Annotated in this window: 29 protein-coding genes; 23 read left to right on the forward strand and 6 right to left on the reverse strand. The window is 65.6% G+C overall.

Annotated elements, in window-relative coordinates; translation table 11 throughout:
* The first annotated feature begins 9 nt into the window (after positions 1–9).
* The 5 genes from ilvB to minE all read left to right on the forward strand — a co-directional run bounded on the left by ilvB (position 10) and on the right by minE (position 5,636).
* Entirely contained in the window at positions 10–1,899 is a 1,890-nt protein-coding gene (gene ilvB, locus V6X63_RS07220) for a biosynthetic-type acetolactate synthase large subunit (protein ID WP_367978519.1), read from the forward strand.
* Positions 1,900–1,966: 67 nt separating this feature from the next.
* Positions 1,967–3,832 (forward strand): molecular chaperone HtpG, encoded by a 1,866-nt coding sequence (gene htpG, locus V6X63_RS07225; RefSeq protein ID WP_367966100.1) that lies wholly within the window; start codon positions 1,967–1,969, stop codon positions 3,830–3,832.
* Complete coding sequence (minC, locus tag V6X63_RS07230; RefSeq protein ID WP_367966101.1) at positions 3,832–4,554, forward strand: septum site-determining protein MinC; 723 nt, start codon at positions 3,832–3,834, stop codon at positions 4,552–4,554. The genes htpG and minC overlap by 1 nt, the downstream gene beginning before the upstream one ends.
* A 16-nt stretch (positions 4,555–4,570) precedes the next feature.
* Complete coding sequence (gene minD, locus V6X63_RS07235) at positions 4,571–5,377, forward strand: septum site-determining protein MinD (protein ID WP_367966102.1); 807 nt, start codon at positions 4,571–4,573, stop codon at positions 5,375–5,377.
* Between the two features lie 4 nt (positions 5,378–5,381).
* Entirely contained in the window at positions 5,382–5,636 is a 255-nt protein-coding gene (gene minE, locus V6X63_RS07240; protein WP_367966103.1) for a cell division topological specificity factor MinE, read from the forward strand.
* Positions 5,637–5,660: 24 nt separating this feature from the next.
* On the opposite strand, the gene V6X63_RS07245 is transcribed toward minE, so the two are convergent.
* Together V6X63_RS07245 and gloB are read right to left on the reverse strand one after the other, a co-directional pair.
* The gene (locus V6X63_RS07245; RefSeq protein ID WP_367966104.1) at positions 5,661–7,283 is read right to left on the reverse strand and encodes a LysM peptidoglycan-binding domain-containing protein; all 1,623 of its coding nucleotides are present in this window, start codon (positions 7,281–7,283) and stop codon (positions 5,661–5,663) included.
* A 12-nt stretch (positions 7,284–7,295) separates the two neighbouring features.
* Positions 7,296–8,063: a hydroxyacylglutathione hydrolase gene (gene gloB / locus V6X63_RS07250; protein ID WP_367978520.1), complete on the reverse strand. Its 768-nt coding sequence runs from the start codon at positions 8,061–8,063 to the stop codon at positions 7,296–7,298.
* 72 nt (positions 8,064–8,135) lie between these two features.
* Between gloB and V6X63_RS07255 the strand changes: the two genes are divergently transcribed.
* From V6X63_RS07255 to V6X63_RS07290, 8 genes are read left to right on the forward strand one after another with little or no spacing between them, the layout of a single operon-like run.
* A complete protein-coding gene (locus tag V6X63_RS07255; RefSeq protein WP_367966106.1) occupies positions 8,136–8,894 on the forward strand; it encodes a class I SAM-dependent methyltransferase in 759 nt (252 codons plus the stop codon).
* Entirely contained in the window at positions 8,881–9,327 is a 447-nt protein-coding gene (gene rnhA / locus V6X63_RS07260) for a ribonuclease HI (protein ID WP_367966107.1), read from the forward strand. Before V6X63_RS07255 ends, rnhA begins: the two co-directional genes overlap by 14 nt.
* The gene (dnaQ, locus tag V6X63_RS07265) at positions 9,327–10,055 is read left to right on the forward strand and encodes a DNA polymerase III subunit epsilon (protein ID WP_367966108.1); all 729 of its coding nucleotides are present in this window, start codon (positions 9,327–9,329) and stop codon (positions 10,053–10,055) included. The genes rnhA and dnaQ overlap by 1 nt, the downstream gene beginning before the upstream one ends.
* On the forward strand, positions 10,052–10,789 hold the full coding sequence (locus tag V6X63_RS07270) for an HAD family hydrolase (protein ID WP_367966109.1): 738 nt from the start codon (positions 10,052–10,054) through the stop codon (positions 10,787–10,789). Before dnaQ ends, V6X63_RS07270 begins: the two co-directional genes overlap by 4 nt.
* Positions 10,786–11,571, forward strand: coding sequence for a competence/damage-inducible protein A (locus V6X63_RS07275; protein WP_367978521.1), 786 nt, complete (start codon positions 10,786–10,788; stop codon positions 11,569–11,571). The genes V6X63_RS07270 and V6X63_RS07275 overlap by 4 nt, the downstream gene beginning before the upstream one ends.
* The gene (locus tag V6X63_RS07280; protein ID WP_367966111.1) at positions 11,552–12,703 is read left to right on the forward strand and encodes a hypothetical protein; all 1,152 of its coding nucleotides are present in this window, start codon (positions 11,552–11,554) and stop codon (positions 12,701–12,703) included. Before V6X63_RS07275 ends, V6X63_RS07280 begins: the two co-directional genes overlap by 20 nt.
* A gap of 33 nt (positions 12,704–12,736) precedes the next feature.
* The gene (locus V6X63_RS07285; protein WP_367966112.1) at positions 12,737–12,928 is read left to right on the forward strand and encodes a hypothetical protein; all 192 of its coding nucleotides are present in this window, start codon (positions 12,737–12,739) and stop codon (positions 12,926–12,928) included.
* On the forward strand, positions 12,925–14,391 hold the full coding sequence (locus V6X63_RS07290; protein WP_367966113.1) for a sodium:solute symporter family protein: 1,467 nt from the start codon (positions 12,925–12,927) through the stop codon (positions 14,389–14,391). The genes V6X63_RS07285 and V6X63_RS07290 overlap by 4 nt, the downstream gene beginning before the upstream one ends.
* A gap of 11 nt (positions 14,392–14,402) precedes the next feature.
* Here V6X63_RS07290 and V6X63_RS07295 read toward each other — a convergent pair whose 3' ends face one another.
* Positions 14,403–14,993, reverse strand: a complete 591-nt coding sequence (locus V6X63_RS07295; protein ID WP_367978522.1) for a chalcone isomerase family protein — start codon at positions 14,991–14,993, stop codon at positions 14,403–14,405.
* Positions 14,990–15,550 carry a DUF3833 domain-containing protein gene (locus V6X63_RS07300; RefSeq protein WP_367966115.1) on the reverse strand — a complete coding sequence of 187 codons (561 nt, stop codon included), beginning with the start codon at positions 15,548–15,550 and terminating at the stop codon, positions 14,990–14,992. Before V6X63_RS07300 ends, V6X63_RS07295 begins: the two co-directional genes overlap by 4 nt.
* Before the next feature lie 92 nt (positions 15,551–15,642).
* Between V6X63_RS07300 and V6X63_RS07305 the strand changes: the two genes are divergently transcribed.
* Positions 15,643–16,347: a DUF3429 family protein gene (locus V6X63_RS07305; RefSeq protein ID WP_367966116.1), complete on the forward strand. Its 705-nt coding sequence runs from the start codon at positions 15,643–15,645 to the stop codon at positions 16,345–16,347.
* Here V6X63_RS07305 and V6X63_RS07310 read toward each other — a convergent pair.
* Positions 16,331–17,746, reverse strand: coding sequence for a phospholipase D-like domain-containing protein (locus V6X63_RS07310; RefSeq protein ID WP_367966117.1), 1,416 nt, complete (start codon positions 17,744–17,746; stop codon positions 16,331–16,333). The genes V6X63_RS07305 and V6X63_RS07310 overlap by 17 nt on opposite strands.
* Positions 17,747–17,809: 63 nt before the next feature.
* On the opposite strand from V6X63_RS07310, the gene V6X63_RS07315 reads away from it, so the two are divergent.
* From V6X63_RS07315 to V6X63_RS07355, 9 genes are all read left to right on the forward strand, one after another.
* On the forward strand, positions 17,810–19,327 hold the full coding sequence (locus V6X63_RS07315) for a lytic transglycosylase domain-containing protein (protein WP_367966118.1): 1,518 nt from the start codon (positions 17,810–17,812) through the stop codon (positions 19,325–19,327).
* A 77-nt stretch (positions 19,328–19,404) separates the two neighbouring features.
* Positions 19,405–19,866 (forward strand): tellurite resistance TerB family protein, encoded by a 462-nt coding sequence (locus tag V6X63_RS07320; RefSeq protein WP_367978523.1) that lies wholly within the window; start codon positions 19,405–19,407, stop codon positions 19,864–19,866.
* Positions 19,866–20,348: a hypothetical protein gene (locus V6X63_RS07325; RefSeq protein ID WP_367966120.1), complete on the forward strand. Its 483-nt coding sequence runs from the start codon at positions 19,866–19,868 to the stop codon at positions 20,346–20,348. Before V6X63_RS07320 ends, V6X63_RS07325 begins: the two co-directional genes overlap by 1 nt.
* A 164-nt stretch (positions 20,349–20,512) precedes the next feature.
* Positions 20,513–22,669, forward strand: a complete 2,157-nt coding sequence (locus tag V6X63_RS07330; protein WP_367966121.1) for an adenosylcobalamin-dependent ribonucleoside-diphosphate reductase — start codon at positions 20,513–20,515, stop codon at positions 22,667–22,669.
* Between the two features lie 11 nt (positions 22,670–22,680).
* Positions 22,681–23,406, forward strand: a complete 726-nt coding sequence (locus V6X63_RS07335) for a TSCPD domain-containing protein (RefSeq protein WP_367966122.1) — start codon at positions 22,681–22,683, stop codon at positions 23,404–23,406.
* Between the two features lie 81 nt (positions 23,407–23,487).
* Entirely contained in the window at positions 23,488–23,880 is a 393-nt protein-coding gene (locus V6X63_RS07340; protein ID WP_367966123.1) for a type IV pilus modification PilV family protein, read from the forward strand.
* Positions 23,877–24,830: a PilW family protein gene (locus V6X63_RS07345; RefSeq protein ID WP_367978524.1), complete on the forward strand. Its 954-nt coding sequence runs from the start codon at positions 23,877–23,879 to the stop codon at positions 24,828–24,830. The genes V6X63_RS07340 and V6X63_RS07345 overlap by 4 nt, the downstream gene beginning before the upstream one ends.
* Complete coding sequence (locus V6X63_RS07350; RefSeq protein WP_367966125.1) at positions 24,827–25,315, forward strand: pilus assembly PilX family protein; 489 nt, start codon at positions 24,827–24,829, stop codon at positions 25,313–25,315. Before V6X63_RS07345 ends, V6X63_RS07350 begins: the two co-directional genes overlap by 4 nt.
* Before the next feature lie 37 nt (positions 25,316–25,352).
* Entirely contained in the window at positions 25,353–26,210 is an 858-nt protein-coding gene (locus V6X63_RS07355) for a D-amino-acid transaminase (protein WP_367966126.1), read from the forward strand.
* Here V6X63_RS07355 and dsbG read toward each other — a convergent pair whose 3' ends face one another.
* On the reverse strand, positions 26,211–26,984 hold the full coding sequence (dsbG, locus tag V6X63_RS07360) for a thiol:disulfide interchange protein DsbG (RefSeq protein ID WP_367966127.1): 774 nt from the start codon (positions 26,982–26,984) through the stop codon (positions 26,211–26,213). It abuts the gene before it with no gap.
* Between the last annotated feature and the right edge of the window lie 14 nt (positions 26,985–26,998).

The following is a 26,998-nucleotide window of genomic DNA, read 5'->3' on the forward strand; positions in this document are numbered from 1 at the left end:
ATGATGACCATGCAGGAAGCCGCACCTTCCGTTGAGGCCGGGCAGGCCGGCACGCCGGACTCCACAACCACCCGCCACGCTCGCACCGGCGAGCAGATGAGCGGGGCCGAGATGGTGATCGAGGTTCTGGCGCAGGAGGGTGTCGACACCGTATTCGGCTACAGCGGTGGTGCCATCCTGCCCACCTATGACGCCATCTTCCGCTACAACGAGCGCGAGCGCGGCGCGGATCAGACCGACCCCATGCGTCTGGTGGTCCCCGCCAACGAACAGGGTGCCGGATTCATGGCCGCCGGTTATGCGCGCAGCACCGGCAAGGTCGGCGTCTTTCTCGTCACCTCCGGTCCCGGCGCCACCAATACGGTGACGCCGATCCGTGACTGCATGGCCGATTCCGTGCCAGTCGTGCTGATCACCGGCCAGGTGGCGCGTGGCGCCATGGGAACCGATGCCTTCCAGGAGGCGCCCATCGTCAACATCATGGGCAACTGCGCCAAGCACGTTTTCCTGGTGACCCGCCCGGAGCAGCTCGAGGAGACCATTCGCACGGCCTTTGAAGTGGCCCGTTCGGGCCGTCCCGGCCCGGTGGTGGTGGATCTGCCCAAGGATGTCCAGAACTGGGTCGGGGAGTTCCGAGGCAGCGGCCTGCTCGGCATCCGCGGGTATCGACAGCGCATGGAATCACTGCGTCAGACGCAGGTGTCCGAGCGCAAGGCGCGGCAGTTCTTCGAGATGCTCGGCCAGTCCAACCGTCCGCTGCTCTACGTTGGCGGTGGCGCCATTCACGGCGAGGGTGGCGAGGCGGTGACCGCATTCGCCCGGGAATACGGGATCCCCAGTGTGAGTACCGTCATGGGGCTGGGTGCGGTGGACACCACCGACGATCTGCATCTGCACATGCTCGGCATGCACGGCACGGCCTACGCGAATTACGCGGTGGAGGACTGCGATTTCATCATCGCCGTCGGTTCCCGCTTCGACGATCGGGTGGCCGCCAAGGCCGAACTGTTCGCGCCGCTTGCCGAACACGTGGCGCATATCGACATCGACGCGGCGGAAATCGGCAAGGTCAAGCGAGTCGACTGGTCCCACGTGGGCGAGGCCGGCACGGCCATGCATCAGCTCCTGGAGTACGGCCGCAGCATCGATTTCGGCGCTGATTACCAGCGCTGGTCGACGCACTGCCGCAATCTGCGCGAGCGCCACCCGATGAATTTCAAGGAGGATGGTGAGTTCATCCAGCCGCAGGCGGTCATGCGGGCGCTCAACGAGCTCACCGGTGGCGACGCCATCATCAGTACCGGTGTCGGTCAGCATCAGATGTGGGCGGCACAGTACCTGGATTTCCGTCGGCCGCGGCTGTGGATGACATCCGGTTCGATGGGAACCATGGGGTTCGGTCTGCCGGCCGCCATCGGCGCCCAGTTCGCCAATCCGGACGAACTGGTCATCGATATCGACGGTGACGGCAGTCTGCGTATGAATCTTGGCGAGATGGAGACCGTCACCACCTATGGCCTGCCGGTCAAGATCCTCCTGTTGAACAATAATGGCGACGGCATGGTGCGCCAGTGGCAGAAACTGTATTTCGATGACCGCTTCTCCGGCAGCGACAAGTCGCTGCATCGAAAGGATTTCATCAAGGCCGCCGAGGCCGACGGCTTCGAGTTCGCCCGTCGTGTCGCCAGCCGTGAGGAAATGCCGGAAGTGCTGGAGGCCTTTGTCCGGTTCGACGGGCCGGCGTTCCTTGAGGTCATGATCGATCCCGATGCCGGCGTCTACCCCATGGTGGGCCCCGGCATGGGCTACAAGCAGATGGTGACCGGCGACTACATTCCGGGCCGCGAGATCCCCGAGATTGGTCGTGGCGGCCGCGTCGACCCCAGCGAGGCGTTCTGAACGGTCTTGAATTGCGCGCCACCCGACCCCAGTCCAACGTCGGACACGGGATGACAACGGATACACAATGAGCGAGCCACAGACCCCCGAGACTCACGAGTTTCAGGCAGAGGTCCGGCAGTTGCTGGACCTCATGATCCATTCCCTCTACAGCAACCGGGAGATCTTCCTGCGCGAGCTGGTCTCCAACGCGGCGGATGCCGCTGATCGGCTCCGGTTTGAGGCCCTGCAGGATCCTGCGTTGTTTGAGGACGACCCCGAACCGGTTGTTCGCCTGTCGATGGACGAGAACGCGCGGACCATCACGATCAGCGACAACGGCATCGGCATGAACCGCACCGATGTGATCGACAACCTGGGCACCATCGCCCGCTCGGGTACGCGTCGGTTCCTGGACGCGCTCACCGGTGACCAGAAGCAGGACGCCCAACTCATCGGCCAGTTCGGTGTCGGCTTCTACTCCGCCTTTATCGTCGCCGATGAGGTCAGTGTGCACACCCGGCGAGCCGGCGAACCCGCGGAGAACGGAGTGCTGTGGCGTTCGGATGGCAAAGGCGCGTTCACGCTGGAGGACAGCCCCCGCGAGCGGCGGGGGACCGAGGTGACGCTGCATCTGGCCGATGGCCAGGATGAGTTCCTCGACCGCTCGCGCCTGCGCCAGATCGTGCGCAGGTACTCCGATCATATTGCCCTGCCCATCGAGCTGGCGGATGGTGAGGGCGAGTGGGAGACCGTCAACCAGGCCTCTGCCCTGTGGATGCGCCCCAAGGCCGAGATCACGGACGAGGAATACCGCAAGTTCTACCAGCAGCTGAGCTTTGACACCGAACCGCCACTCGAGTGGATGCACAACAAGGTGGAGGGCAATCAGTCCTATACATCGCTGCTTTTCATCCCCGCCCAGCGCCCGTTCGACCTGTTTGAACCGGAGTCGGGGCATGGTCTGCGGCTTTATGTCCGCCGCGTTTTCATCATGGAAGACCGTGAGCATCGACTCCTGCCGCGTTACCTCCGTTTCGTGCGCGGCGTCGTGGACTCGGATGATCTGCCGCTGAACGTCTCACGCGAGCTGCTGCAGCATAACCGTCTGATCGATCGGATTCGTGGCGCCTCGGTCAAGCGTGTGCTCGATGCGCTCGAGCGCATGGCGCGCGACGATGCGGATCGATATGCGCGCTTCTGGGATGCCTTCGGCACGGTCCTCAAGGAAGGTCCGGTGGAGGATCCCGGCAACGCCCAGAAGGTGGCCGGATTGCTGCGCTTCCACTCCACGCATAATGACGGCGGTGCCACGGTGTCGCTCGAGGACTATGTCCGGCGCATGCGTCAGGGGCAGAAATCCATCTACTACCTGACCGGCGAGAGTCTGGCCGCGGTCCGCAACAGCCCCCATCTCGAGGTCTTCCGCAAGCGCGATGTCGAGGTGCTCCTGCTGGCCGAGCCAGTGGACGAATGGTTGGTCGCCCACCTCAATGATTTCGACGGCAGGCCGTTGCAGGCGGTGGCCAAGGGTCAGCTCGAACTCGATGAGCTTGGCGATTCCGACACCCCGGATGGCGGGGAAAAGCCAGAGGCGAGTGACTCGGTGAAGGCGCTTATCAGTCGTATTAGCGAGGCGCTTGGCGATCGTGTAAGCGAGGTGCGGGCCAGTGCGAGGCTCACAGAATCACCGGCCTGCATTGTGGTCGGTGAGCATGAATTCGGCATGAACATGCAGCGCATGTTGAAGGCGGCCGGCCATGAGTTGCCGCAGCAGCAGCCGGTTCTGGAGATCAACCCGGATCATCCGATTATTCAGCGCCTCGCGGAGGACGAGCAGGCGCCCATCGATGAGTGGTCGGCACTGCTGCTCGAGCAGTCGGTGCTGATGGATGGCGGCCGCCTGGAGGATCCCGCCGGATTCGTCCGCCGCATGAACCGGTTGCTGGACTGATGGCAGTCAGTCAGACGTCGGGCGCGGCCTTTGAGCTCAAGGGCCGGATGGCGACACTCACGGTCCTGCGTCTGCTGAGCGCCGATCCCGGGCTTGTGTTCATCCAGCTGGACGCCAGGCTGGCCCAGGCACCGGGATTCTTCGACGGCATGCCCCTGGTCCTCGCCCCGGGGCAGGACGTCAGCCTGGATGCCGCCATGCTCGAGACGCTGGTGGCCGGACTCCGCGACCGCGGTCTGCTGCCGGTGGCAGTGGCCGATGTGTCGGAGGATGTCGCGTCGGTCGCTGGGCTCGGTGTTCTCCGCAACCTCGGCGGCTCACGTTCCGAAGCATCGGGCCAGGCCGCGCGCGGCCGCTCCGAAAAGCCAGCGGCGGAGCCCAGAGCGCATGAGAACGGGGCGGCACGTCTGGTGACCCAGCCGGTGCGTTCCGGTCAGCAGGTCTACGCGCGTGGCGGCGACCTGGTGGTCTCGGCGCCGGTGAGCGCCGGGGCCGAGTTGATGGCGGACGGGCATATCCATGTCTACGGCACCCTTCGTGGACGGGCGCTGGCCGGCGTGCAGGGAGACGTCAATGCGCGTATCTTCTGCCAATCGCTGGAAGCGGAACTGGTCGCGGTGGCCGGTCATTATCGGCTGAGCGAGCAGATTGATGCCGGGCTCCGCGGCGCCCCGGCAATGATCCGGCTGCGTGGCGACGAGCTGGAAATTGACGCGCTCTGAAATTCTGGAGGTGAACGTGGCGCGAATCGTGGTTGTGACATCCGGCAAAGGGGGCGTGGGCAAGACCACCACCAGCGCCGCATTCGGGGCGGGCCTGGCCCGCGCCGGTTACCGTACGGTGGTCGTGGATTTTGATGTCGGCCTGCGCAATCTCGATCTGATCATGGGTTGCGAGCGCCGGGTGGTCTACGATTTCGTCAACGTGATCAATGGCGAGGCCAACCTCAACCAGGCACTGATCCGTGACAAACGCGTCGAGGGTCTCGAAATCCTTCCCGCATCCCAGACCCGCGACAAGGACGCCCTGACCTTCGAGGGTGTCGAGGCGGTACTCAGCGCCCTCGCCGAGACTCATGACTATGTGGTCTGCGATTCACCGGCGGGCATCGAGCGAGGTGCCCATCTGGCGATGTACTTCGCCGATGACGCCCTGGTGGTGACCAACCCGGAGGTGTCCTCGGTCCGCGACTCGGACCGCGTGCTGGGCCTGCTCTCCAGCAAGACGCGTCGCGCGGAGCAGGGCGATGAGCCCGTGAAGGAACATCTGGTGGTTACCCGCTACGCGGCCTCGCGCGTGGGCAAGGGTGAGATGCTGAGCATGGAGGACATCTGCGAGATCCTGTCCATCGATCTTCTCGGCGTAGTCCCTGAATCGACGGCCGTGCTCAATGCCTCCAACGCAGGCGTGCCGGTGATCATGGAGGAGAAGACGGATGCCGGTCAGGCCTATGACGATCTGGTGGCACGGTATCTGGGAGAGGAGCGGGAGCACCGTTTCCTGACCGAGAAAAAGGGTCTGTTCGGCCGGCTGTTCAAGGGCTAGCGCAATGGGTTTTCTGGATTACTTCCGTTCCGAGAAAAAACGCAGTGCCTCGCTGGCAAAGGAAAGGCTTCAGGTGATCGTGGCCCGGGAGCGCACGAACCGCGGCGGGGCGGATTACCTGCCGGCGCTCCAGCAGGAGATCCTCGAGGTCATTCGCCGCTACATCGCTGTCGATGACGACGCCGTTCGCATCCAGGTGGAGCGAGAGGGAGACTGCGAGGTCCTTGAGCTCAACGTGACGCTGCCCGAAACGGAGTGAACCCGGCGCAGAGGGAGTAAGCGCTCAGAGATTGCTCTGGGCGGTCACATCCACCTGCATGCGAAGCGCCTGGCCAGGTTGTAGATAGACGCCCTCGCGCAGGCCGTTCCAGCGTCGAAGGTCGGACACACTGACATTGAAGCGGCGGGCGATCCGGTGAAGTGAATCGCCCTCGCGTACCGAATACGTCACGGACTGCAGACGGTCACCCGGTGTGCCGCCGGCGGTCGCGAGGCCGGCGCGATCGTCAGACCAGACCGTGAGCTGTTCACCGATGGCCAGCGTCTCGTCGGGTGCCATGCCGTTCCAGCGGGCCAGCTCCCGCATGCCGACCCCGAAGCGCTGCGCGATGGACCAGAAGCTGTCCCCGGCGCGGACTACGTAGTTCCGCCGGCTGCTTCCTTCCCGTGCCCGGTTTCCCGAGCCCCCGCGGTTCGAACCGGCGGTCAGCGTGGACTCGCCCGATGGCCGGCCCGCCATCGGCACAAGCAGATGATCGCCGGCACGGATCATGTGGCCCTGGACATCGTTGGCCTCCTGTAGCGCGGCCACGGTGACGTGATACCGATTGGCGATTTCACCGAGGGTCTCACCCCTTGCAATGCGGTGCCGCTGCCAGCGCATCCACCCCCGGCGAGGCGTCTCCGCCAGCCCCTGCCGGAACGCCGCCACCCGGTCGCGGGGTAGAAGCAGGCGATGCGGGCCGGAGGGCCCCGTCGCCCAGCGGTTATAGCCGGGATTGAGGCGATAGAGCGTCTCCATGTCGATGCCGGCCAGCTCCGCGGCCAGCGCCAGGTCCAGCTGTTGATCCAGCTCGACCACCTCAACGGTCGGCTCATTGGGGATACTGGCCAGTTCCACCCCGTGCGCTCCAGGGTCTGCCACCAGTTCGCTGATGGCCAGCAGTCGCGGGACATAGTTCATGGTCTCGCGTGGCAGATCCAGCGACCAGTAATCGGTCGGTTTCCCGGCCTGACGGTTACGTTCCATGGCCCGCGATACGGTGCCCTGGCCGGCGTTATAGGCGGCGAGCGCCAGTAGCCAGTCGCCCTCGAAGAGCTCGTTGAGATGCTGCAGGTAGTTCAGAGCCGCGTCGGTGGCGGCGATCACATCGCGCCGGCCGTCGTACCACCAGTTCTGTTCCAGACCGTAGTGACGACCGGTGGCCGGGATGAACTGCCAGATTCCTGCAGCCCGGCCATGCGAGTAGGCGAAGGGTCGATAGGCGCTCTCCACCATCGGTAGCAGCGCCAGTTCCTGCGGCATGTCCCGTGCTTCGAGCTGCTCGACGATATGGTGCAGGTATGGGCGGGCCCGCTCGGAGACCGTCATCCAGTAGTCGCCGTAGCCCGCATATGCCCGGAACTGCTCCTCCACCCGTTCATTGTCGTGCCCGGGGATCGCGTAGCCGTTGCGCACGCGCTCCCACAGATCGGTTACTTCGGCTGCATCCGGATCGCTCACCCCCTCGGCCCGGCCGCGGGGGGTGAGGCCATGATCGCGGACCGGCGTGTCCACGGACACCGATGGCGTCTGCGCATCACGGGTGATGCCATCGGGCCCGCCGGCCGTCTCGTGCTCTGGCAGGCCGGCGCAGCCGGCGAGAACCAGAGCGGCGGCCAGCGGCCAGTATCGGGCGTTGCTCACTCCAGGCGCTCCTCAGAAGTGGTCCTTCCACTGACGAAGGACGGCGAAGACCTCCGTCGGGCTGTTCAGCGGGTGTCCTGCGTGTTCCATCGCCCGCTCGCAAACGGCGCCGCTGTCCCAGCGCAGGAATGGGTTGGTGGCCCGCTCCTCGCCGATGGTGGAAGGCAGTGTCACAGCGCCGCGGCGGCGCTGTTCGTGTACCCGGGCGAGCCGGTCCTGGGTGGCCTCGTTCTCGGGCTCCACCGCCGCCGCGAATTCCAGGTTCGCTTCGGTATATTCGTGCCCGCAGTAGAGGCGGGTCTCGGGAGGCAGGGCCCGCAGGTCGGCCAGGTAGGCCTGCATCTGCTCCGGGCTGCCTTCGAACATGCGGCCACAGCCGCCGGCGAACAGTGCATCTCCCGCGAACAGCATACCGTCTCCGTAGAAGGCGATATGATCCAGGGTGTGCCCGGGGACGGCCAGTACCTCGAAGCCCGTATCGAGCCCTGCGGGGGTGAACCGGTCGCCGGCGCGTACCGGGTGGCTCAGGTGAGGGATGCGGCTGTCATCCGGGCCGTAGACCGGTACGCCATTCTCCATCAGGCCGTCCACGCCCGCCACGTGGTCGCCGTGGTGATGGGTGATCAGGATGGCGCTCAGGTGAAGCTGAAAGCCTTCAAGCGCGCGGATCACGGGTGCTGCTTCGCCGGGGTCGACGACCACGGCGGTCTGCGACTGCGGGCTGCGCAACAGCCAAGTATAATTGTCGCTGAGGACGGGGATCGGGGTTACTTGCAGCATGCGCGCATGCTACCCCGAGCGCTGAACCGCCTCAAATGCTGATGAGACAGGCATGGATGAGGAGAGCGCCATATGCAGGGGCTGCGTGACTGGTTTGCCACCACGGCCGGACAGGACCTGGCCGAGCGTGAGGCACGGCTGCTGTCGCGCCGTCTGGCGGGGCTCTATGCCAGGCGGGTCCTGCAGATCGGGGCCTACGGCGGCGGCCGCTGCCCCACTGTCTACGGTGAGGCGCGCCAGTGGGTGATGGATGACTGGCCGAATGGCCCGATCGACCTGCATGCCAGCAGCGAGGTGATTCCGCTGGCCTCGGGGGGAGTCGACGTGGTCATCCTCATCCATCAGCTTGAGTTCGCCGAACGCCCTCACCAGGTGATCCGCGAGGCCGCGCGTGTACTGGCCCCGGAGGGGCATCTGCTGGTGCTGGGTTTCAACCCACTCAGCCTGTGGGGTCTGCGTCGCATTCTGCCGGTGAATCGACAGACGCCGCCATGGTCCGGTCGCTATCTTGGCGCGCGGCGGATCGCCGACTGGATGCTGCTGCTCGGTCTGACGCCCCGCCCCCGCGAGAGCCTGGCGGTGCTTCCGCCGCCGCTGCAGCGCTGGTGGCTGCAGCGTCACCCGTCGCGGGTTGCCGATAGCCAGAGTCTGGGTCCCGGGTTGCGCTGGTGCGGTGGCGTCAATCTGGTCATGGGCCAGAAGCGGGTCAACGGGGCGGTCAGTCCGCCCCTGGCCTGGCGTCGGCGCCTTGAGATCATTCCCGGCGGGCTGGCCGAGGCCGGTGCCGGGGCCCGTCGGACAAGAAGGGAGACCTGGCATGACGCCGGTTGAGATTTACACGGATGGCGCCTGCCGCGGCAATCCTGGCCCCGGTGGCTGGGGCGTGCTCATGCGCTGTGGCGACGCGGAGAAGACCCTCCACGGTGGCGAACACAACACCACCAACAACCGCATGGAGTTGATGGCGGCGATCCAGGCCCTGGAGGCGCTCAACAGGCCCTGTCGCGTCGAACTCACCACCGATTCGCAGTATCTGCGCAAGGGGATTACCGAGTGGATGGCCGACTGGAAGCGGCGGGGCTGGAAGACGGCCGCGCGCAAACCGGTCAAGAATCGCGACCTCTGGGAGCGGCTCGATGCGCTTGCCCAGCGTCATGAGATACGCTGGCACTGGGTGCGTGGCCATGCCGGCCACGATGAGAACGAACAGGTCGATGATCTCGCGAACCGGGGCATTGACGAACTCGAGCGGGTAACGAATTGATGCGCCAGATCATTCTGGATACCGAGACGACCGGACTCGAGCCCGAGTCGGGCCATCGCGTCATCGAGATCGGCTGCTACGAAATCGAGCAGCGGCGGGCCACGGGGCGGACGTTCCATGAGTACCTCAACCCCGGTCGACCGGTTGATCCGGAGGCCATGGAGGTACACGGCATCACCGACCAGTTCCTGGCGGACAAGCCGCGTTTTGCCGACGTCGCGCAGGGTTTCATCGATTTCATCGCCGGGGCGGAACTCATCATCCACAACGCGCCTTTCGACGTCGGTTTCCTCGACAGCGAGCTCGGGCGACTCGGATCTGCCTGGGGACGGCTGGAGGATCACTGCCGGGTCACCGACAGCCTGACGCTCGCGCGCCGGCGTCATCCCGGTCAGCGCAACAGCCTCGACGCCCTGTGTCGCCGTTACGGCATCGACAACAGTGGGCGCACGCTGCACGGCGCGCTGCTCGATGCGGAGATCCTGGCCGAGGTCTACCTGGCCATGACCGGCGGTCAGGTCACCCTGCATCTGGGTGCCGAGGAGGCGAGCGGCCCGGCGCGCGGTGCCGAGGCCATCCGGCCGGTCAGTGATGACCGGCCGCGGCTGCGCGTGATCGCCCCCAGTGAATCGGAGTACGCCGCCCATGCCGCCTGGCTGGACCGGCTCGATGAGGCCAGCAACGGGCGATGTGTCTGGCGGTCCGTCAGCGAGGGGGTGACGGCTTGAGTACCCAGCCCCTGCGGCCGCCGGTGAAGGCGGTTACCTTTGATCTCGACTTCACATTATGGGACCTGACCGGCGTCCTGCATCATGCCGAAGCGGTGTGCCAGGGACTGCTCGAGCAGCGTTATCCGGAGGTGGCGGCACGTTTCGACCGCGATGGACTGCGTGCTTTGAGGAACACCGTCGCCGAGGAGACACCCGCCATCGCGCATGATGTCACCGCGCTTCGGCGGGCAGGACTGCGCCGGGCGGGAGAACTGGCCGGTTACCACGGGGGCGAACTCGACCAGCTCGTCGAAGAGGCGTTCGAGGTGTTCCTCGAAGCACGCCATGCGGTGACGCTCTACGATGACAGCCTGCCGCTCCTCCGTGCCCTGCAGGGACAAGTCCGGGTGGGTGCGCTGACGAATGGCAACGCGGAAGTCGCCCGGCTGGGTATGGAGGGATACTTCGATTTCGCACTCTCGGCGGTGGAGCTGGGGGCGGCCAAGCCCTCGCATCTCGTCTTTGAGACGGCGGCCAACCGTGCCGGTGTGCCGGCAAGCCAGATCGTCCATGTGGGAGATGACGTCCATAGTGATGTCTACGGGGCCTCAAACTTCGGTATGCAGGCGGTCTGGTTGAACCGTGACGGGGCGAGCTGGCCGGCCGAGGTTCCCCGGGTTCCCCACCATCAGGTCACCAGTCTCGCCGAGTTGGAGGGCATGCTGCTCGGCCTCATCCGGGCGTCCGCATGAGTGGATCGCCGGTTCGCGGATTCGGTCTGATCGTCATCGGTGACGAGCTGCTGTCCGGCAAGCGCCAGGACAAGCATTTCCCGCACCTGCTCGGCCTGCTCGCGGAACGCGGCCTGGAGCTCCGCTGGGTGCGATTCGTCAGTGACGAAGCACCGCTGATCACCCAGACACTACGGGAGACCCTGGCCGGTGACGATGTCGTCTTCAGCTGCGGCGGGATCGGGGCGACACCCGATGACCGCACGAGACAGTGCGCCGCCGAGGCGCTGGGCCGCCCGCTTGCCTTCCATCCGGAGGGCGTGGCGATGCTGGAGGCCCGATTCGGTCAGCCCGTGGAGCCACCGCACCGGCTCAATCTGGTGGCTTTCCCCGAGGGCGCCGGGCTGATCCCCAATCCGGTCAACCAGGTGCCGGGCTTCAGCATCGCCCATCATTACTTCATGCCGGGTTTCCCGAGTATGGCCTGGCCCATGATGGCCTGGGTGCTCGACCGGCATTACGCCAGCTGGCAGAACCCGGATCGCCTGGCTGAGCAGGCCATCGCCGTGGATGGCGCACGCGAAAGCGACGTCATCCCGCTGCTGGAGCGTTTCGAGCGCGATTACCCCGGACTCCGCCTGTCCTGTCTGCCGACCGTGCGTGACGAGGGTTTCTCGCTGGAGCTCGGCCTGCGGGGTGCGCCGGGGGAGGTCGGGCCGGCCATGTCCATTCTCCGGGCAGCGGTGGAGGAACTGGGATTCGAGTGGCGGGAGGTCGGATTGAGTGACCAGCATCCGGAATGAGCACTCGCCCGGCGTCGTCCGCCGGCATGGACTGCAGACCGCGGCGATCGTGTTGCTTATCGTCGTGGCGCCGCTGGTCGGGTCCGGCCTTGCCGGGATTGATGCGGGTGCGTTCCTGCGTTTTCCACCGCGGCCGCTGGAGCCGGCCCCCGGCAGCTTCACGCCCTGGGCCTTCGCGCTCTATGCCCTGTTGATCGTCGGCGTGCTGGCACCCTTCGTGCTCCGTATCACAACAGGCCACGCGCCCGCGGCATCGCGCGCGGTCCAGGCCGCGTCGGAGGCCCGCCCTTTTCCTGCATGGGGCTGGGCCGCCGTGGGCATGCTCGCACTTGCCTGGCTGGTTGCCTGGGTGCCGATACCTGGACTCGAGGAGGCGCGCCGGCTCAGCTTCACGCCTTTGTGGGTTGCCTACACGATCGGTGTCAGCGCCTGGATCCAGCGGCGGGGCGGGCGCGTTCTGATGCTGGAGCAGCCCCGACGGTTCCTGGCCCTCTTTCCGGCGAGCGCGCTGTTCTGGTACCTGTTCGAGTACATCAATCAGTTCACCGGCAACTGGATTTACGCCGGAACCGGCGTCGCCGATCATCAGGCACTGAACTGGTTTCTGCGCTCGGCGCTGCCCTTCAGTACTGTGCTGCCGGCGGTCGTCGTGACCCGGGATCTCTTCGCGACCTGGCCTGCCTTGTCCCGTGGCCTTGACGATTTCCTGCCGATCCGGCCATCGAGGCCTCGCGTCATGGCGGCCTGGCTGCTCCTGGCCGGCGTCGTCGGTCTGGTCGCGGTGGCCGTCTGGCCCGATGCCCTCTATGCGCTCGTGTGGGTCGGTCCACCATTGATCATCGTCGCCGTCCAGGCAATGTCCGGGGAACGCCATCTGTTCTCTCCGGTATGCCGGGGCGACTGGCGTGATGCCTGGCTCGCCGTGCTCGCGGCGCTTTTCTGTGGTCTTTGCTGGGAGCTATGGAATATCTTCAGCCTGGCGCGCTGGACCTACCACATACCCCATGCCCAGGTGCTGCACGTGTTCGAGATGCCGTTGCTGGGTTATGCTGGTTATTTACCATTTGGTATCACTTGCATCGTGGCCGCCCAACTTCTCACCGGGCTCGATCCTCGCGCCCGGTATCGATGATGGGGTAGAGGGCCAGACAGGAGGGCGCCTTTCATGAGTGACTATCGTCGGCGGGCCAACCGGACGCTCGGCCTGCTCGCCATCGCCATCCTCCTGGCCTACATCGTGCCGTATGGACTGATGCGTGACTATGCGGCCTGGCAGGGTGCGTTCCTGTTCTGGACGCTGTTCGGTGTGGTCTCGATCGGGCTCATTTTCCGGCTGGTCGCGGGGTGGCGTTCATGACGGCCGGGATCATCACGGCGCTGGCCCTGTATGCGCTGCTGGGGATCCTGGTTGCCCTCGCCGCCCGTCGTGGTCTGGGCGAGGGCGCAAGTGAATACTATCTGGCCGGTCGCCGTGCCGGCGGTGTCATCTCCGCGCTGAGCTACGGCGCGACCACCTACAGCGCCTTCATGATGGTCGGTCTGGCCGGGTTGACCTATGCCGGTGGTGTGGGTGCGCTCGGTTTTGAGCTGATCTATCTCGCCGGCCTCGGCCTCGTCGCGATCTTCGGCCCGCGGTTCTGGCTGGCCGGGCAGCGCTTCGGGTTCATCACGCCGGCCGAGATGCTCAGCTTTCGGTACGACAGCCGCCTGGTGGGCGGTGTCATGGCGCTGGCCGCCTGTGTATTCCTCATTCCCTACAGCGCGGTTCAGCTGATGGGCATCGGCTATCTCCTCTCCGGCGTGACGGACGGGGCAGTCGGCTTTGAGGCCGGCATTTTCATCGGCGCGGCGCTGGCACTGATCTGGACGCTGGCGGCGGGTCTGCGCTCGGTGCTCTGGACCGATGCCCTGCAGGTGATTGTCATGCTGGTCACCAGCCTGCTGGCGGTGGGCTTCGTCGTGGCGGCTCTGGGCGGGCCGGCGACGTTCCTCCAGTCCACCATGGAGAGCCGCGGGGAATGGCTCAGCGTGCCCGGCCCGGGGCTGTTCAGCCTGACCACGTTCATCGGCCTGACGCTGCCGTGGTTCTTTTTCTCCATCAGCAACCCTCAGGTCAGTCAGCGACTGTTCACCACCGAGTCGCTCGGCGCGCTGCGGGTCATGCTGCTCGGGTTCCTCGTGCTGGGCTTCATCTACACGCTGGTCTCGGTGCTCTGGGGATTTTCCGCACTCCAGTTGCTCCCGGCGCTCGAACGCGCCGATCTGGCCACGCCCCGGCTCCTTGCCAGTGGTGCGATCCCGGCGGCGGTTGCCATCGTGCTGGTGGTCGGTATCGTCGCCGCGGCCGTCTCCACGGTGGACTCCATACTGCTCAGTCTATCGGCGCTGGCCGCCCGTGACCTCTACCGGCCGTTATCACCCCGGGGTGGCCGGGAGATGCTCGCCGGGCAGCTGGTGATGCTGCTGGTGACTGGACTGGCGATTCTCTTTGCCCGTCTGCAGCTGGATCTCATCACCATCCTTTCGGTGGCGTCGTCCTCAGGGCTGCTGGTGACGGTGCCCGCGATCGTCGGATGCTTCTTCTGGCGGCGCGGGACCGCCGCCGGCGCGCTGGCCAGCATGGTGATCGCGGGCATCGTCGTCACCTGGCTGCAGCTGACCGGGACCAACCCGCTGGGCATTCCCGCATCGGTCTGGGGTGGTGGCCTCGCGCTGGGGCTGTTCGTTGTCGTCAGTCTGGTGACCAACCCGTCCCCGGGCCGTGCCGAGCACTTCCTGCAGCCCGTGGAAGAGGGTCTGGCGCGGCATCGGATTCGCTAGCGGCCGGTGCCTCAGTCGGCACCGGCGAGAAGGTCCCGGCGCAGGTTCTTTGACAGCGGGTCATCAGCATCCAGCCAGATCCCGAAATAGGCCGCGGCGAAATCGGCGCCCTCTACCGTGCCGACGGGCTTGCCATTGAACAGCAGCTGGGTGCCCATGCCCGGCACGTAATCCATCCGGTATCGGTCACCATCGCTGACTGCCTGATACATCGAGTGGAACTGCTTGATCTTCGGCTCCAGCCTGTCGAGTTCGCTGCTGCTCAGCTGTTCCTTGAGCTTCGTTCTCGCCGCCTTGATGATGTCGCTGGCACTGATGTCGTGGAAGTACTCGATAGCGAGGATGCGCGGCGTATCCCCCGACAGCACCTGGTCGGTCTTCGTGTCGGCGGGCAGGTAGAGGCCGGCCGCATAAACGGTGATCACGATTCGGTACTTGGCGACGCCCGTGCCACTGAGGTCGAGCGTCTCGTCATCAAGCTGGATCTGCTTGCTGAACCGGGCGCCGTTCTGCTCGACATCGGCACTCAGCGCCAGCGCCGGTAAAAGCAGCAGGAGCGCGCCGGCGATGACCCGCCGGCGGATGCTTGGCTGGACGGTCATGAAGAGGGCCCCTCGGCATCCGCACGCCGGAAGAAAAGCGTCACGGTGCCGACGCGGAATCCGAATTTGGTGACCTCCGCCTTGTTGATGAGGGTGTTCTCATCGGTGAGGTACATCCAGTCATCGAACTGGAGGTTCCACGTCCGGTCGCCGACATCCAGGGCCAGCGTGTAGCGCCAGTTGAGGGCATTGCCATAGCGTTTCCCGGTGGCAACGCCGACAACGTCACCGGCACGCCCCTCGTAGGTGTGGTCGTCGATGCGCTCGATCTCCCAGACTCGCCGGTCGGTCTCGCCGTCGGCGTAGGTGAAGTGCTCATCCAGGGTGATCCGGTCGCCCTCTACCGTGCCGTCGATATCCACGGTGAAACGGCGGCGGACTTCGCCATTACGGGCCTGGAACATGCCCCAGGCATGGACCTTGCCGTCAAAGTAATCCTCAATCCGGAATTCGGGCGTCTCGCCCGCATAATCCCTGGGTGCGACCCCCGCGCAGCCCGCCAGTATGAGGGCGACGGCGGCGATCAGGCCGTATTTGAAGGTGGACGCGCGCGACATTGCAGCCTCCGCTTGCGGGTCTTTCGGGTCATTGGGCATGAATGCCCGTTGACTCTATCATGAGCGCTGAATTCACCGTCATGAGGAATGCGATGTCATCCGGGCACGATATCCAGGAGCTGGCGAAAAGCGCGGAAGTGGTCGTGTTTCACTCGCCGGTGACCGATCTGGCCGGGCTGGATGAGTTGCTGGAGGGCTCCGGTCGCGAGTGGCGTGCCATCGAGATGGGCATGGGCTCGGCCGAGAGTCGCGATCAGTTCGCCCGGCTCAAGTCACTGACCGGTTCGGCAACACTGCCGCAGGTATTCATCAACGGCCGTTTCGTGGGCGGCCTGCGTGACGCCGAGGCACGAATCGCGCTGGCCGACCGCCACCAGACCGCGGCCGCCTGGATGGGCTATCTGGGTCTGCTGCCGTTCCTTGCAGGAGCGGCCGGCCCCTGGCTCGGGATCGACTGGCTGGCCGGCTGGCTGCTCGCCTACGGTGCGGTCATCCTGTCTTTCGTCGGCGCGATCCACTGGGGCGTCGCCATGGGCCGGCGTAATCCGGCCCCGGAGTGGTTCTATGCGTCGGTGACGCCTGCCCTGGCCGGCTGGGTCGCCCTGCTCCTGCCCAAGCTCATTGGCCTGCCGCTGCTTGCGGCGGCATTTGTCGGCTGGCGTCTCTGGGAGTACCGCGGTTCCGCGCCGGGATTACCACGGTGGTTTCGGCGGCTGCGCACGGCGCTGACCATCGGCGCCGTGTTGAGTCTCGTCGCCGGCTGGCTGGCCCTGCTACCGTTCACAGGTACGGTGTGAACAGCCACGCCGCCGCATCGCGCACCCTTGCGGGAAGCGGACGGGCATCGAGTTCTTCCAGCGTGACGCGACGGGCGTCCTGGCGGGCGGACTCTACATGCTTCGCCATGCGGGCCCCGAAGCGCGTGTCGTAGACCTCCACCATGACCTCGAAATTCAGGCGCAGGCTGCGCGCGTCGAGATTGGCCGAGCCGATCTGGGTGTAGTGATGATCCACGACCAGCAGTTTCGTATGGTCGAAGGGGCCGGGCTGGTAGTAGACCCGCACCCCCCATTTCACCAGCTCCCAGAGCATGTTGCGGGTCGCCCAGTGCATGAACGGGACGTTATTGGTGCCCGGCAGCACGATATCCACCTGCGTACCCCGTACCGCCGCGGCCTGCAGGGCGGCGATCAGTTCCCGGGGCGGGAGAAAGTAGGGCGTCATGATCGCGACATGCTCGCGGGCGGCGGCCACGGCGCCCACCAGTACCATGGTGAGTCGCTGTAGATCCTCATTGGGGCCGTCAATCAGCGTGCGGCCAAGCGCGCTTCCCTCACCGGCCGGGTGGGGGCGGTCGGTGGGCTCGTCGCGCCGGCCGGTGGCGAATTCCCAGTCGTCGAGGAAGATGTCCTCGAGCTGTCGGGTCAGCGGCCCCTGGATGTGATAGTGGATGTCCTTGATGCCCTCGCGGGGTCCCGGACGGTTGATGAGATGGCGGTCGCCGATATTCATGCCGCCGGCGAAGGCGGTGACGCCGTCGGCGATCAGCAGCTTGCGATGGTTGCGCAGGTTGATGACCGGGTTGGGCGGGATCAGCCGGGGTGGCAGGAAACGGGCGACACTCACCCCCGCGCGCCGCAATTGGTGGCGTATGCGCGGCCAGCTGTACCACTCGCCGGCGCCATCCAGCAGGACACGCACATCCACGCCACGGTCATGGGCGGCCGCCAGCGCTCTGGCGAACTGATGGCCGCTGTCATTGGACTCGAAGATATAGGTCGAGAGATAGACCCTCTGGCTGGCCTGTTCAATGGCGGCGAGCATTTCCGGATAGGCGGCCTCGCCGCCGAACAGGCGCTCGACCCTGTTGCCGCGGGTCAGGGGCAGTTGCGTCACGGCACTGGAGATCTGGGCCTGGGTGCGGAAAGCGGAGGGGATCCGGTCCGGTATGTCTTCATCAGGCTCCGGTTCCGCCGGGGCCGACGTTGTTCGTCCGCGTAGCCGCCGGGCTCGGGTCCGCACGCGGTTGATACCGAACAGGTAGTAGAAGATGGACCCCACCAGCGGGAACAGCAGGCAGAAGGCGATCCAGCCGAATGCCGCCGTGGACTCACGCTTGTGTAGCAGGGCGTGCAGGGCGCTTGCCGTTGAGATGACCGCCAGGATGGCAACGACGGTCCAGTGCAGTGGGTGCATTGTCTCCGGATGCCTCCCGGGGCTAGTATCCAGTCATGGCACATCCCGTGCCGAGGAGGCTGCATGATAACCCTCCAGCGACAATTCATGCTCGCTGCCCTGGCTGCCATCATTTTTTCCGGGTCCGCGCTCGCTGAGCGGCTGCCGAGGCCGGTGGGGCTGGAGCCGGCCATCCAGTTCTGGCAGCGCATTTACACCGAGCTGTCGGTGTCGGAGGGCGTGATCCACGACTCGGGGCATGCGATGACCGTGGTGGGTCGCATCGACATCGAACCGCCACCCGACTGGCAGGCGCGACGCGAAACCGTGCGGGCGGCGCTGAAACGTTACCGCGCGGGGCTCAACGCGCTGGCTGATCAGGCCATGCGGCCGGCGGATGATTTCCAGGCCCGTCTTCTGGCGAGGCTGCCGTCTGCGACCGACGCCCCGGCCGCCCGGCGGATCGCGGAACGTCTGCGGTTTCAGGGCGGCTTACGGGAGCGATTCAAAGAAGGGTTGGTGCGCTCCGGGCGCTGGCGCGGCCATATCCGCAGGGTGCTGGCGGAATACGGGGTTCCGCCGGCTCTGGTCGCGCTGCCCCACGTCGAGTCATCCTTCAATCCGCGCGCCCGCTCCCATGCCGGGGCAGCCGGCCTCTGGCAGTTCACCGCCGGCACCGGGCGGCGGTTCCTGCGTATCGACCCGGTGCTGGACGAACGGCTAGACCCCTGGGCCAGCACCCGGGCAGCGGCCGCCCTGCTGGCGCACAACCATTCCGAGATCAACAGCTGGCCGCTCGCCATCACCGCCTACAATCATGGCCTCAACGGCATGAAACGGGCGGTGCGAGAGGTGGGTACGCGTGATTACCTGACCATTCAGCGGGAGTACACGGGCCGTTACTTCGGGTTCGCATCACGTAATTTCTATCCGGCACTGCTCGCGGCGGCCGAGGTCGATGAAAACGCCCACCATTATTTCGGTGCCCTGGAGCAGGACCCACCATTGGAGCCGGTCCGGGTGGTGCTGCCGCACTACACGCCAATGGAGACGCTTCTGGAGGGGGTCAGTGTCGATGAGGCGGTCATTCAGCGCCTGAACCCGGCGCTGGGTCCGGCCGTCTGGGACGGGCGCAAGTTCATTCCCGGCGGTTATGCGCTGGCCCTGCCGGAGGATGCCGGCGTCGACTGGTCCGAGCAGGTCGCGGCCCTGCCCGGTACCCGCCTCTATCGCGATCAACGCCCGGATGTGGCCCATCGGGTGGTATCCGGCGATACCCTCTCGCAGATCGCCATGCGTTACGACGTGGACCTTCAGGCGCTGATGGCGCATAACAGCATCCGCGACCCGAGGCGCCTGCGCGCCGGTCAGCGCCTGCAGCTGCCGATGGCCGGTAGCATGCCGGAGCCCGTGGGCGGTCGGCATTATGAGGTGCGCCCGGGTGATACGCTGGGTGCCATCGCCATGCAGCACGGCGTGGAGACGCGAGCGCTCGTGCGACTCAACGAACTCGACGACCCCGACCGACTGCGAGTCGGGCAGCGACTCGTCATCGGTGAGGGACCGCGGGTGGCGGTGGTCGACACGGCCATCGAGCCCTGATAGTTAGGACATTATCCAGGCAACGGGAACGGGCTTGGCAGATGATCGAGGCCATCAGAAGATTCTACGAAGAGCGCATGAAACCGGGTGGCGATGGCGGGGACGATCCTCCTGCGCACCGTCTGCAGCTGGCGACGGCGGCTCTGCTCATCGAGATGGCGCAGGCCGACAACCAGCGCCACAGCATGGAGTTTCAGGCTATCCACGACGGCATCACCGAGGTCTTTGATCTCTCGCCGGAGGAAACCGCCGAGGTCATTGAGCTGGCGGATCAGGAGGCCCATGAGGCGACCGACCACTTCGAGTTCACCCATCTGATCAACGAGCAGTTCGATTACGCCCGCAAGTGCCAGGTGGTGGAGCTGCTCTGGCGGGTATGTCTGGCCGACTCGGAGATGGACCGGTACGAGGAGCAGCTGGTGCGCAAGATTGCCGAACTGCTTCATGTCGAGCACGGCGAGTTCATCGCCGCCAAGCTCCGTGTCCAGCGCGAATACAGCGCCAACAGTCATTTCAGCGACTACGAAGACTACGAATAGTGGCTGCTTTCCGCGCGCGTCAGGTGGCCCGGATACGGGATGCCGTGGCCGCCGGGCGGCAGGCGGTCCGAAAGGTGGGCGAGGCCGATCCAGTGGTATTCGCCCGCGCCTTCGTGGCGGCCGGTGGGGCGCAGGTACCGGGAGACCGGCAGGGTGAGGCCGGTGAGGCTCTCGGTGTCCGCCTGCTCGAGGTGATCGCCCGAGGACAGGACGCGGCGCCCGACGATCCGGATCTCGATCGCGAATTGCGCAGGGCGTCCATGGAGGCGCGCTGGGCCGTGGCCCTGGACGATGACCGGATCGTCGGCTTTCTTCTCGATCTCCCTGAATCGGCCCTGGAGACGCCCACCGTGGAGGCCCTCGCTCATCAGAGCCAGGGGCTGGGGCCGGGTGTTTTCCGCAAGGCCGAGATCCTCGTGCTCCAGCCCGAGTGCGATGGCGCACGCTTCATTCCGGTCACCGAACACGATATCGAGTGCTGAGTTTTCCCGGCGGTTGACTTGGGTTCTGCTTGGAGTACGCTAGGGGTCAGTACACAATATGTAGTGGCCTGGGGGTACAAGGCCGACACATGTTGTGGATAACCGCCAGCAACCCACTGCTGTTGCGGCTTCGGCCATGAACCGATCAGCGCAAGGAGAACCCGATGACGACCGCAACGAAACTGCGTGCGCTACCCAAGACCGTGACCGAGATCCCGATCCAGCCCGCCTCGGAGGACATCTGGGACAAGAAGTACCGGCTCAAGTCCAAGGAAGGGGAGGTGATCGACGAAACCGTCGACGACACCTACAAGCGGGTGGCCCGTGCTCTGGCCGAGGTGGAGCCCGAGTCACGGCAGGAATACTGGTACGAGCAGTTCCTCTGGGCCCTGCGCCGCGGGGCGATACCCGCCGGCCGCATCACCTCGAACGCGGGTGCCTGGGAGCACAAACCCGCCACCTCGACGATCAACTGCACGGTCTCGTCCACCATCGGCGATTCCATGGACGACATCCTGGACAAGGTCCACGAGGCGGGCCTGACGCTCAAGGCCGGCTGCGGCATCGGCTACGAGTTCTCCACCCTGCGTCCCAAGGGCGCCTATGTCTCCGGTGCCGGCGCTTACACCTCCGGGCCGCTGTCGTTCATGGATATCTACGACAAGATGTGCTTCACCGTCTCGTCGGCCGGTGGTCGGCGTGGCGCGCAGATGGCCACCTTCGACGTCGGCCATCCGGATGTCATGGACTTCATCCGTGCCAAGCGCGAGGACGGCCGACTGCGTCAGTTCAACCTCTCGCTGCTGATCACCGATGGCTTCATGCAGGCCGTGGAGAACGGAGAGGACTGGCCGCTGGCCTTTCCGATGAAGGCCGACGAGGCCGAGAGCGAGGGCGTCGATGTCAACGATCCGGAGCAGGTCCTCTGGCGCGAGTGGCCGAACCGCAACAGCGGCTATCTGACCCGCGACGATGGCCTGGTCGCCTGCCGGATCTACCGGTGGGTCAAGGCCCAGCGGATCTGGGACATGATCATGACCTCGACATACGACTATGCGGAGCCGGGGTTCGTGCTCATTGACCGGGTCAACGAGATGAACAATAACTGGTTCTGCGAGGAGATCCGCGCCACCAACCCCTGCGGCGAGCAGCCGCTGCCGCCCTACGGCGCCTGCCTTTTGGGATCGGTCAATCTGACCAAGTTCGTGCGCGAGCCGTTCACCGATCGGGCGCACTTCGACTGGGAAGAATACCGCCGGGTTGTTGCCCTGTTCACCCGCATGCTCGACAACGTGGTCGAGATCAATGGCCTGCCGTTGGATCGCCAGCGCGAGGAAATCCAGCGCAAGCGTCGCCACGGCATGGGATTCCTCGGCCTCGGATCCACCGTGACCATGCTCTGCATGAAGTACGGCGACGAGGAGTCGCTGGCCTTCACCGAACAGGTGGCCCGGGAGATGGCCCTCGAGGGCTGGCGCGAGGCCCTTCGCCTCGCCGAGGAGAAGGGACCGGCTCCGATCATGGAGGAGGATTTCCCGCTGACCGAGCGCATGCTGGCCTGGCGGCCGGAGCTTCGCGAGGATGGCTACAAGGTCGGCGACAAGGTCAAGGGCCGGGTGCTCTGGGGTCGCTACAGCCGCTACATGCAGCGCGTTGCCGAGGTCGAACCGGAACTGGTGGACCAGCTGGTGGACAAGGGGGCAAGGTTCACTCACCACACCTCCATCGCACCCACCGGGACCATCAGCCTGTCGTTGGCCAACAATGCCTCCAACGGCATCGAGCCGAGCTTCGCGCATCACTATTTCCGCAACGTGATCCGCGAGGGGAAGAAGTCGAAGGAAAAGGTGGACGTCTTCAGCTTCGAGCTGCTGGCCTATCGGACGCTCATCGATGATGGCGCGCTGCCCAGCACCGACCCGGAAACCCGCAATCTGCCGGATTACTTCATCGCCGCCGATGACGTCACGCCCAGGCAGCACGTCGACATCCAGTCGGCGGCACAGAAGTGGGTGGACTCCAGCATTTCCAAGACGGCCAATGTGCCGACTGAATACCCCTACGATGATTTCAAGGACATCTATCGCTACGCGTACCAGAACGGCCTGAAGGGTTGCACGACTTTCCGCTTCAACCCGGAGGCGTTCCAGGGCGTACTGGTCAAGGAGTCCGATCTGGAAAACACCACTTACCGGTTCAAGCTCGAGGACGGCCGCACCGTGGAGGTGAAAGGCGGTGACGAGGTCGAGTACGACGGGGAAGTGCATACCGCCGCCAATCTCTATGACGCCCTCAAGGAAGGGTACTACGGGAAGTTCTGAGGACAGTCGCCATGGCCGTGAAAATCGACAGCAAGATCATTGACTACGAGGTCGCCCGGGCCGAGGCGGAGGCGAAAGCGGGGGAGTCCGTCGAGGGTGCCCCCGAGGCCGGACCGGAGAGCGCCGCCATCGAGCATATGCACGAGGAGCTCCAGCGTCCGGAGCGCCTTGAGGGGCAGACATACAAGATCAAGACGCCGCTCTCGGAACACGCCCTCTATGTGACCGTCAATGACGTGATCCTCAACGAGGGGACGGAGCATGAAATCCGGCGCCCGTTCGAGGTGTTCATCAACTCCAAGAACATGGATCACTTCCAGTGGATCGTGGCGCTGACGCGGATCGTCTCGGCGGTTTTCCGCAAGGGCGGCGACTGCACGTTCCTCGTCGAGGAGCTGCGCAGCGTCTTCGATCCGCGTGGTGGGTATTTCAAGAAGGGCGGCAGGTTCATGCCCTCCCTGGTGGCCGAGATCGGCGATGTGCTGGAACAGCACCTCCGCTCCATCGGCATGATGGAGACCGAAGGGCTGGATGAGCATCAGCGCCGGTTCATCGAGCAGAAAAAGGCCGAAGCGGAAGGTCGTGCCGCTCAGGAACCCATCGAGGCCGATTGTGATGACAGCACGGGCGACTATCCGCCGGGAGCAGAGCTCTGCGGGAAGTGCCATACGAAGGCCATGGTCATCATGGACGGTTGTCTGACCTGCCTGAACTGCGGCGAGAGCAAATGCGGCTGACCCGCATCACCTGACAGGCGGCGCCGGGCGGCTGATCACCGGTCGCCCGGCGCTGTGGTCCCTCCTGCTAGCGTGGCGCCCATGCGCCACCGTCACCTTCCTCGATTCCGCGATGCACAGGCCGGCAGCTCCCTGGTGGAGGTGCTGGTCGCCACACTCGTGCTCGGTATCGGACTGCTCGGGCTGGCCATGAGCCAGGCGCAGTCGCTGGATGGCCTTCGTCAGGGCCGGCTCGCGCTGCAGGCGCGGCTACTGGCGACAGAACTCGTGGAGCAATGGCGGGCAGCGGAGCCCCATCACCCCCCGGCGGCGTCCATCGCAGTCTGGCGCGAGCGGGTGCGGACGCGACTGCCCGCCGGGCGCGCCCGGATCGAATGGCCCGCCGCGGGAGCGACCGCAGGCCGGGTCGTCATGACATGGTCCGATCGCTCCCCCGATAGAGAGACCACACTCGAACTGGAGTTCGGCCCTTGAGCGGACGACGCCGCGCCGGGCAACGGGGTTTCACGCTGCTCGAGCTGTTGATTGCCTCGGCGCTGGGGCTGGTGGTGATCATGGTTGCCACCGAGTTGCTGGTGGGTGCCCGGCAGGCCGAGCGCCTGGAGCGGGCGCATGCGCGCCTCGTTGACAGCGCCCGGTTCGCGACCTCGCTGATCGGACGGGCCTTGCGGGAGTCGGGATATCCCGGCTGCCATCCGGCCCTGCGTCGCAATCTGATCGCCGACGGGCTGGAGCCGGCCTGGCCCCCGGTGGATCGCATCGCCAGTGTCTCCGCCGCGTCGGCTGGTGATGGGCTGGTCATCCGTTCGATGCGTTCTCTGGGCCGGGCCACGATTCTGTCGACATCAGCCGATGGCGAGCGCCTGCGATTGGATCGCGAACATGGGCTGCGGCGCGGTCAGGCGCTGGTGGTGGCGGCTCGGGCCACGGCCGATTGCGTCCTGTTCCACCAGGCCGCCAATACGGTCGATATTCTCCATCGCGGGTCCGGTCTGGATGGTCTCAACCGCCGGCCGCCTGGCGGTTACCGTCCGCTGGCGGGCGGGATCGAGCTGTTGGTGCCGGAGCGGACCGTCTTCTATGTGGATGATGCCGTGGGGCAACCCGGCGTGCGCAGTCTCTACCGCCGGCAGGATTCGCGGGGTGGCCGACGCGAGGAGCTCGTGGTCGGCGTCGAGCGCCTGAAGCTGCGATTCGGGCTGGACGAGTCAGGAGACGGAACGGTCGACCGTTACGTGTCCGCCGCGGAGCACGCCACGCATGGGGAAGTGGCCGCCGTCCAGGTGGATCTGCTTGTCGCGAGTCATCACACTCCCGGTGTTCTCGACGCGCCCATGCGGCTGGATTCGGGGGAGACGGCGATCGACCGCCGTCTCTACGAGACGGTCACGCTCACCATCGCACTGCGCAACCAGCGGCCGTGAAAGCACGTCAGCAGGGGGTTGCGCTGGTCGGTGTGCTGGCCATCATTCCCATCGTCGCACTGATGACGTGGATGGGTCTGGAGCGCAGCCTCGTCCAGACGCGCACCGCGGGCACCGCAATGGATCGGACCATCGCCCTGGCGGTGGCCGAGATGGCCCTGCGACGCGCGGCGGAATCGGCGGCGCAATGGGCGCGACCGCCGCTTGAACCCATGCCCGAGGCCGCCGCGTCATCGTGGCGGGCGATGATGGACGAGTATGGCCGGACACTCCCGGCACTGACCACCGACGTGGCATTGCATCGACCCCCGGCGGTACTGGTTGAGCGGCTCGTTCCGACCGGGACGGCGGACTGCGGCGGTCCGGCGGCATGTGGCTATCGAATCACCGTCGCGGCCACGGGCCGTTCTGCCGGGACCGATGTGGTTCTGCAGGCCATCATTGCGGAACGCTCATCTGTCCGCATCTGGCGAGAGCTGCGGTAACATGCCACAGAACCCGCAAGCCGGTGAGGAGTCGCCCGTGTCGCGAATCGTCCATGTCAATGGGAGCTTCCTGCCGGAAGAGTCCGCCCGTCTGTCCATCTTCGATCGTGGTCTGCTGTTTGCCGATGCGGTCTATGAGGTCACCGCGGTCATCGACGGCGGACTGGTGGATTTCGATGCGCACCAGCGGCGCCTGCGCCGGAGCCTTGGTGAGCTCGGTATCGCCTTCGATCCCGATGCATGGGATCTGCTCGGGGTCCATCGCGAGCTCGTGCAGCGTAATGATCTGCAGGAGGGACTGGTCTATCTGCAGATCAGTCGTGGCGCAGCGGATCGGGACTTCGTCCAGCCCACCGGCGCAGAGCCATCCGTGATTCTCTTTACCCAGTCACTCCCATTGCTGGATGCACCGGCCGCCGCCCGTGGACTGAGGGTCATCACGCGGCCCGACTTACGCTGGCATCGCCGCGACATCAAGACCACCCAGCTGCTCTACCCCTCCATGATGAAATCGGCTGCCGTAGAGATGGGTGTCGACGATGTCTGGATGGTGGAGAACGGCGACATCACCGAGGGCAGCTCCAGCAACGCGCATATCATCACCGTCGATGGTCAGCTCATCACCCGGCCGCTTTCCCACGACATTCTGCATGGCATCACGCGTGCCGCGGTGCTCGACTATGCGGCCGAGGCGGGTATCGAGGTGGTGGAAAGGCCGTTCAGCGTCGCCGAGGCCAGGTCCGCACGGGAGGCATTCGCCACCAGCGCCACCGCGTTCGTGACCCCGGTGGTGGAGATTGATGGCGGACCGGTGGGGGATGGTGTTCCCGGACCCGGGACGGACCGGATCCGGGCGCTCTATATCGAACGCAGCCGCGAGCGGCTGCAGTTCTGATTACTCTGGCCGCGGGCCACCCATGACCTCATCGAGGCGCTCGCCCCTCGGCAGGCCCCGAGCCAGGCGAATGTTGCCGTCCGCATCGCGGTAGAACACCGACGGCGTACCGCGGATGCCGAGCTGGCTCATCAACTCATTATTCGACTGAACGGTCTGCTGGGCCTCGGCCGGGAGTCGATCGGCCGGCGTGACACCACCATTGTCAAAGTTCGCCTCGTGCTCATCGAGTGCCGCCGACGGGTCATCCGCCGCCAGCAGGGTGGCCGCCTTGGGGAGGCTGTCCTGCCGGAGCACGCCCACCATGACATGACGGATCTGTATGTCACCGGCCTCGACCCAGTCACGGGTCTGCTCGTGGAAGCGATGGCAGAACGGGCAGTTGGGGTCAGTAAAGGCATAGACGACGCGGTCGGCGTCATCACTGCCGTCGGCGATCCAGCCCGCTTCGGAGACCGCCTGCCACTCGCTCTCGGGTCGCGCGGCATTGGCCGCCGCGGAGAGCACCGGCTGGGACAGGTTGGTGCCGTCCCCATCCAGCAGCGTGCCGACCACCACATGGTCACCGTCGGGGGTGAGATAGGCCGCCAGGGTCTGTCCCTGGAAACTGACGGTATAGCCGGTCAACCCGGAGGGTGCATCAAACGACTCGCCGATGGTCGCTCCCCGGTCCTCGAGGGCGGCGATGGGCGCTGGAAGGCCTTCGGTAGCGTCCTGCGCGGTGGCGGCGCCGCCGACCAGCAGGGCGAGGGTGGTGAGGATCAGTCGGGTCATGCCTGCATTGCCTC

Source organism: Spiribacter onubensis (genome assembly GCF_040838425.1).
Taxonomy (GTDB): domain Bacteria; phylum Pseudomonadota; class Gammaproteobacteria; order Nitrococcales; family Nitrococcaceae; genus Spiribacter; species Spiribacter onubensis.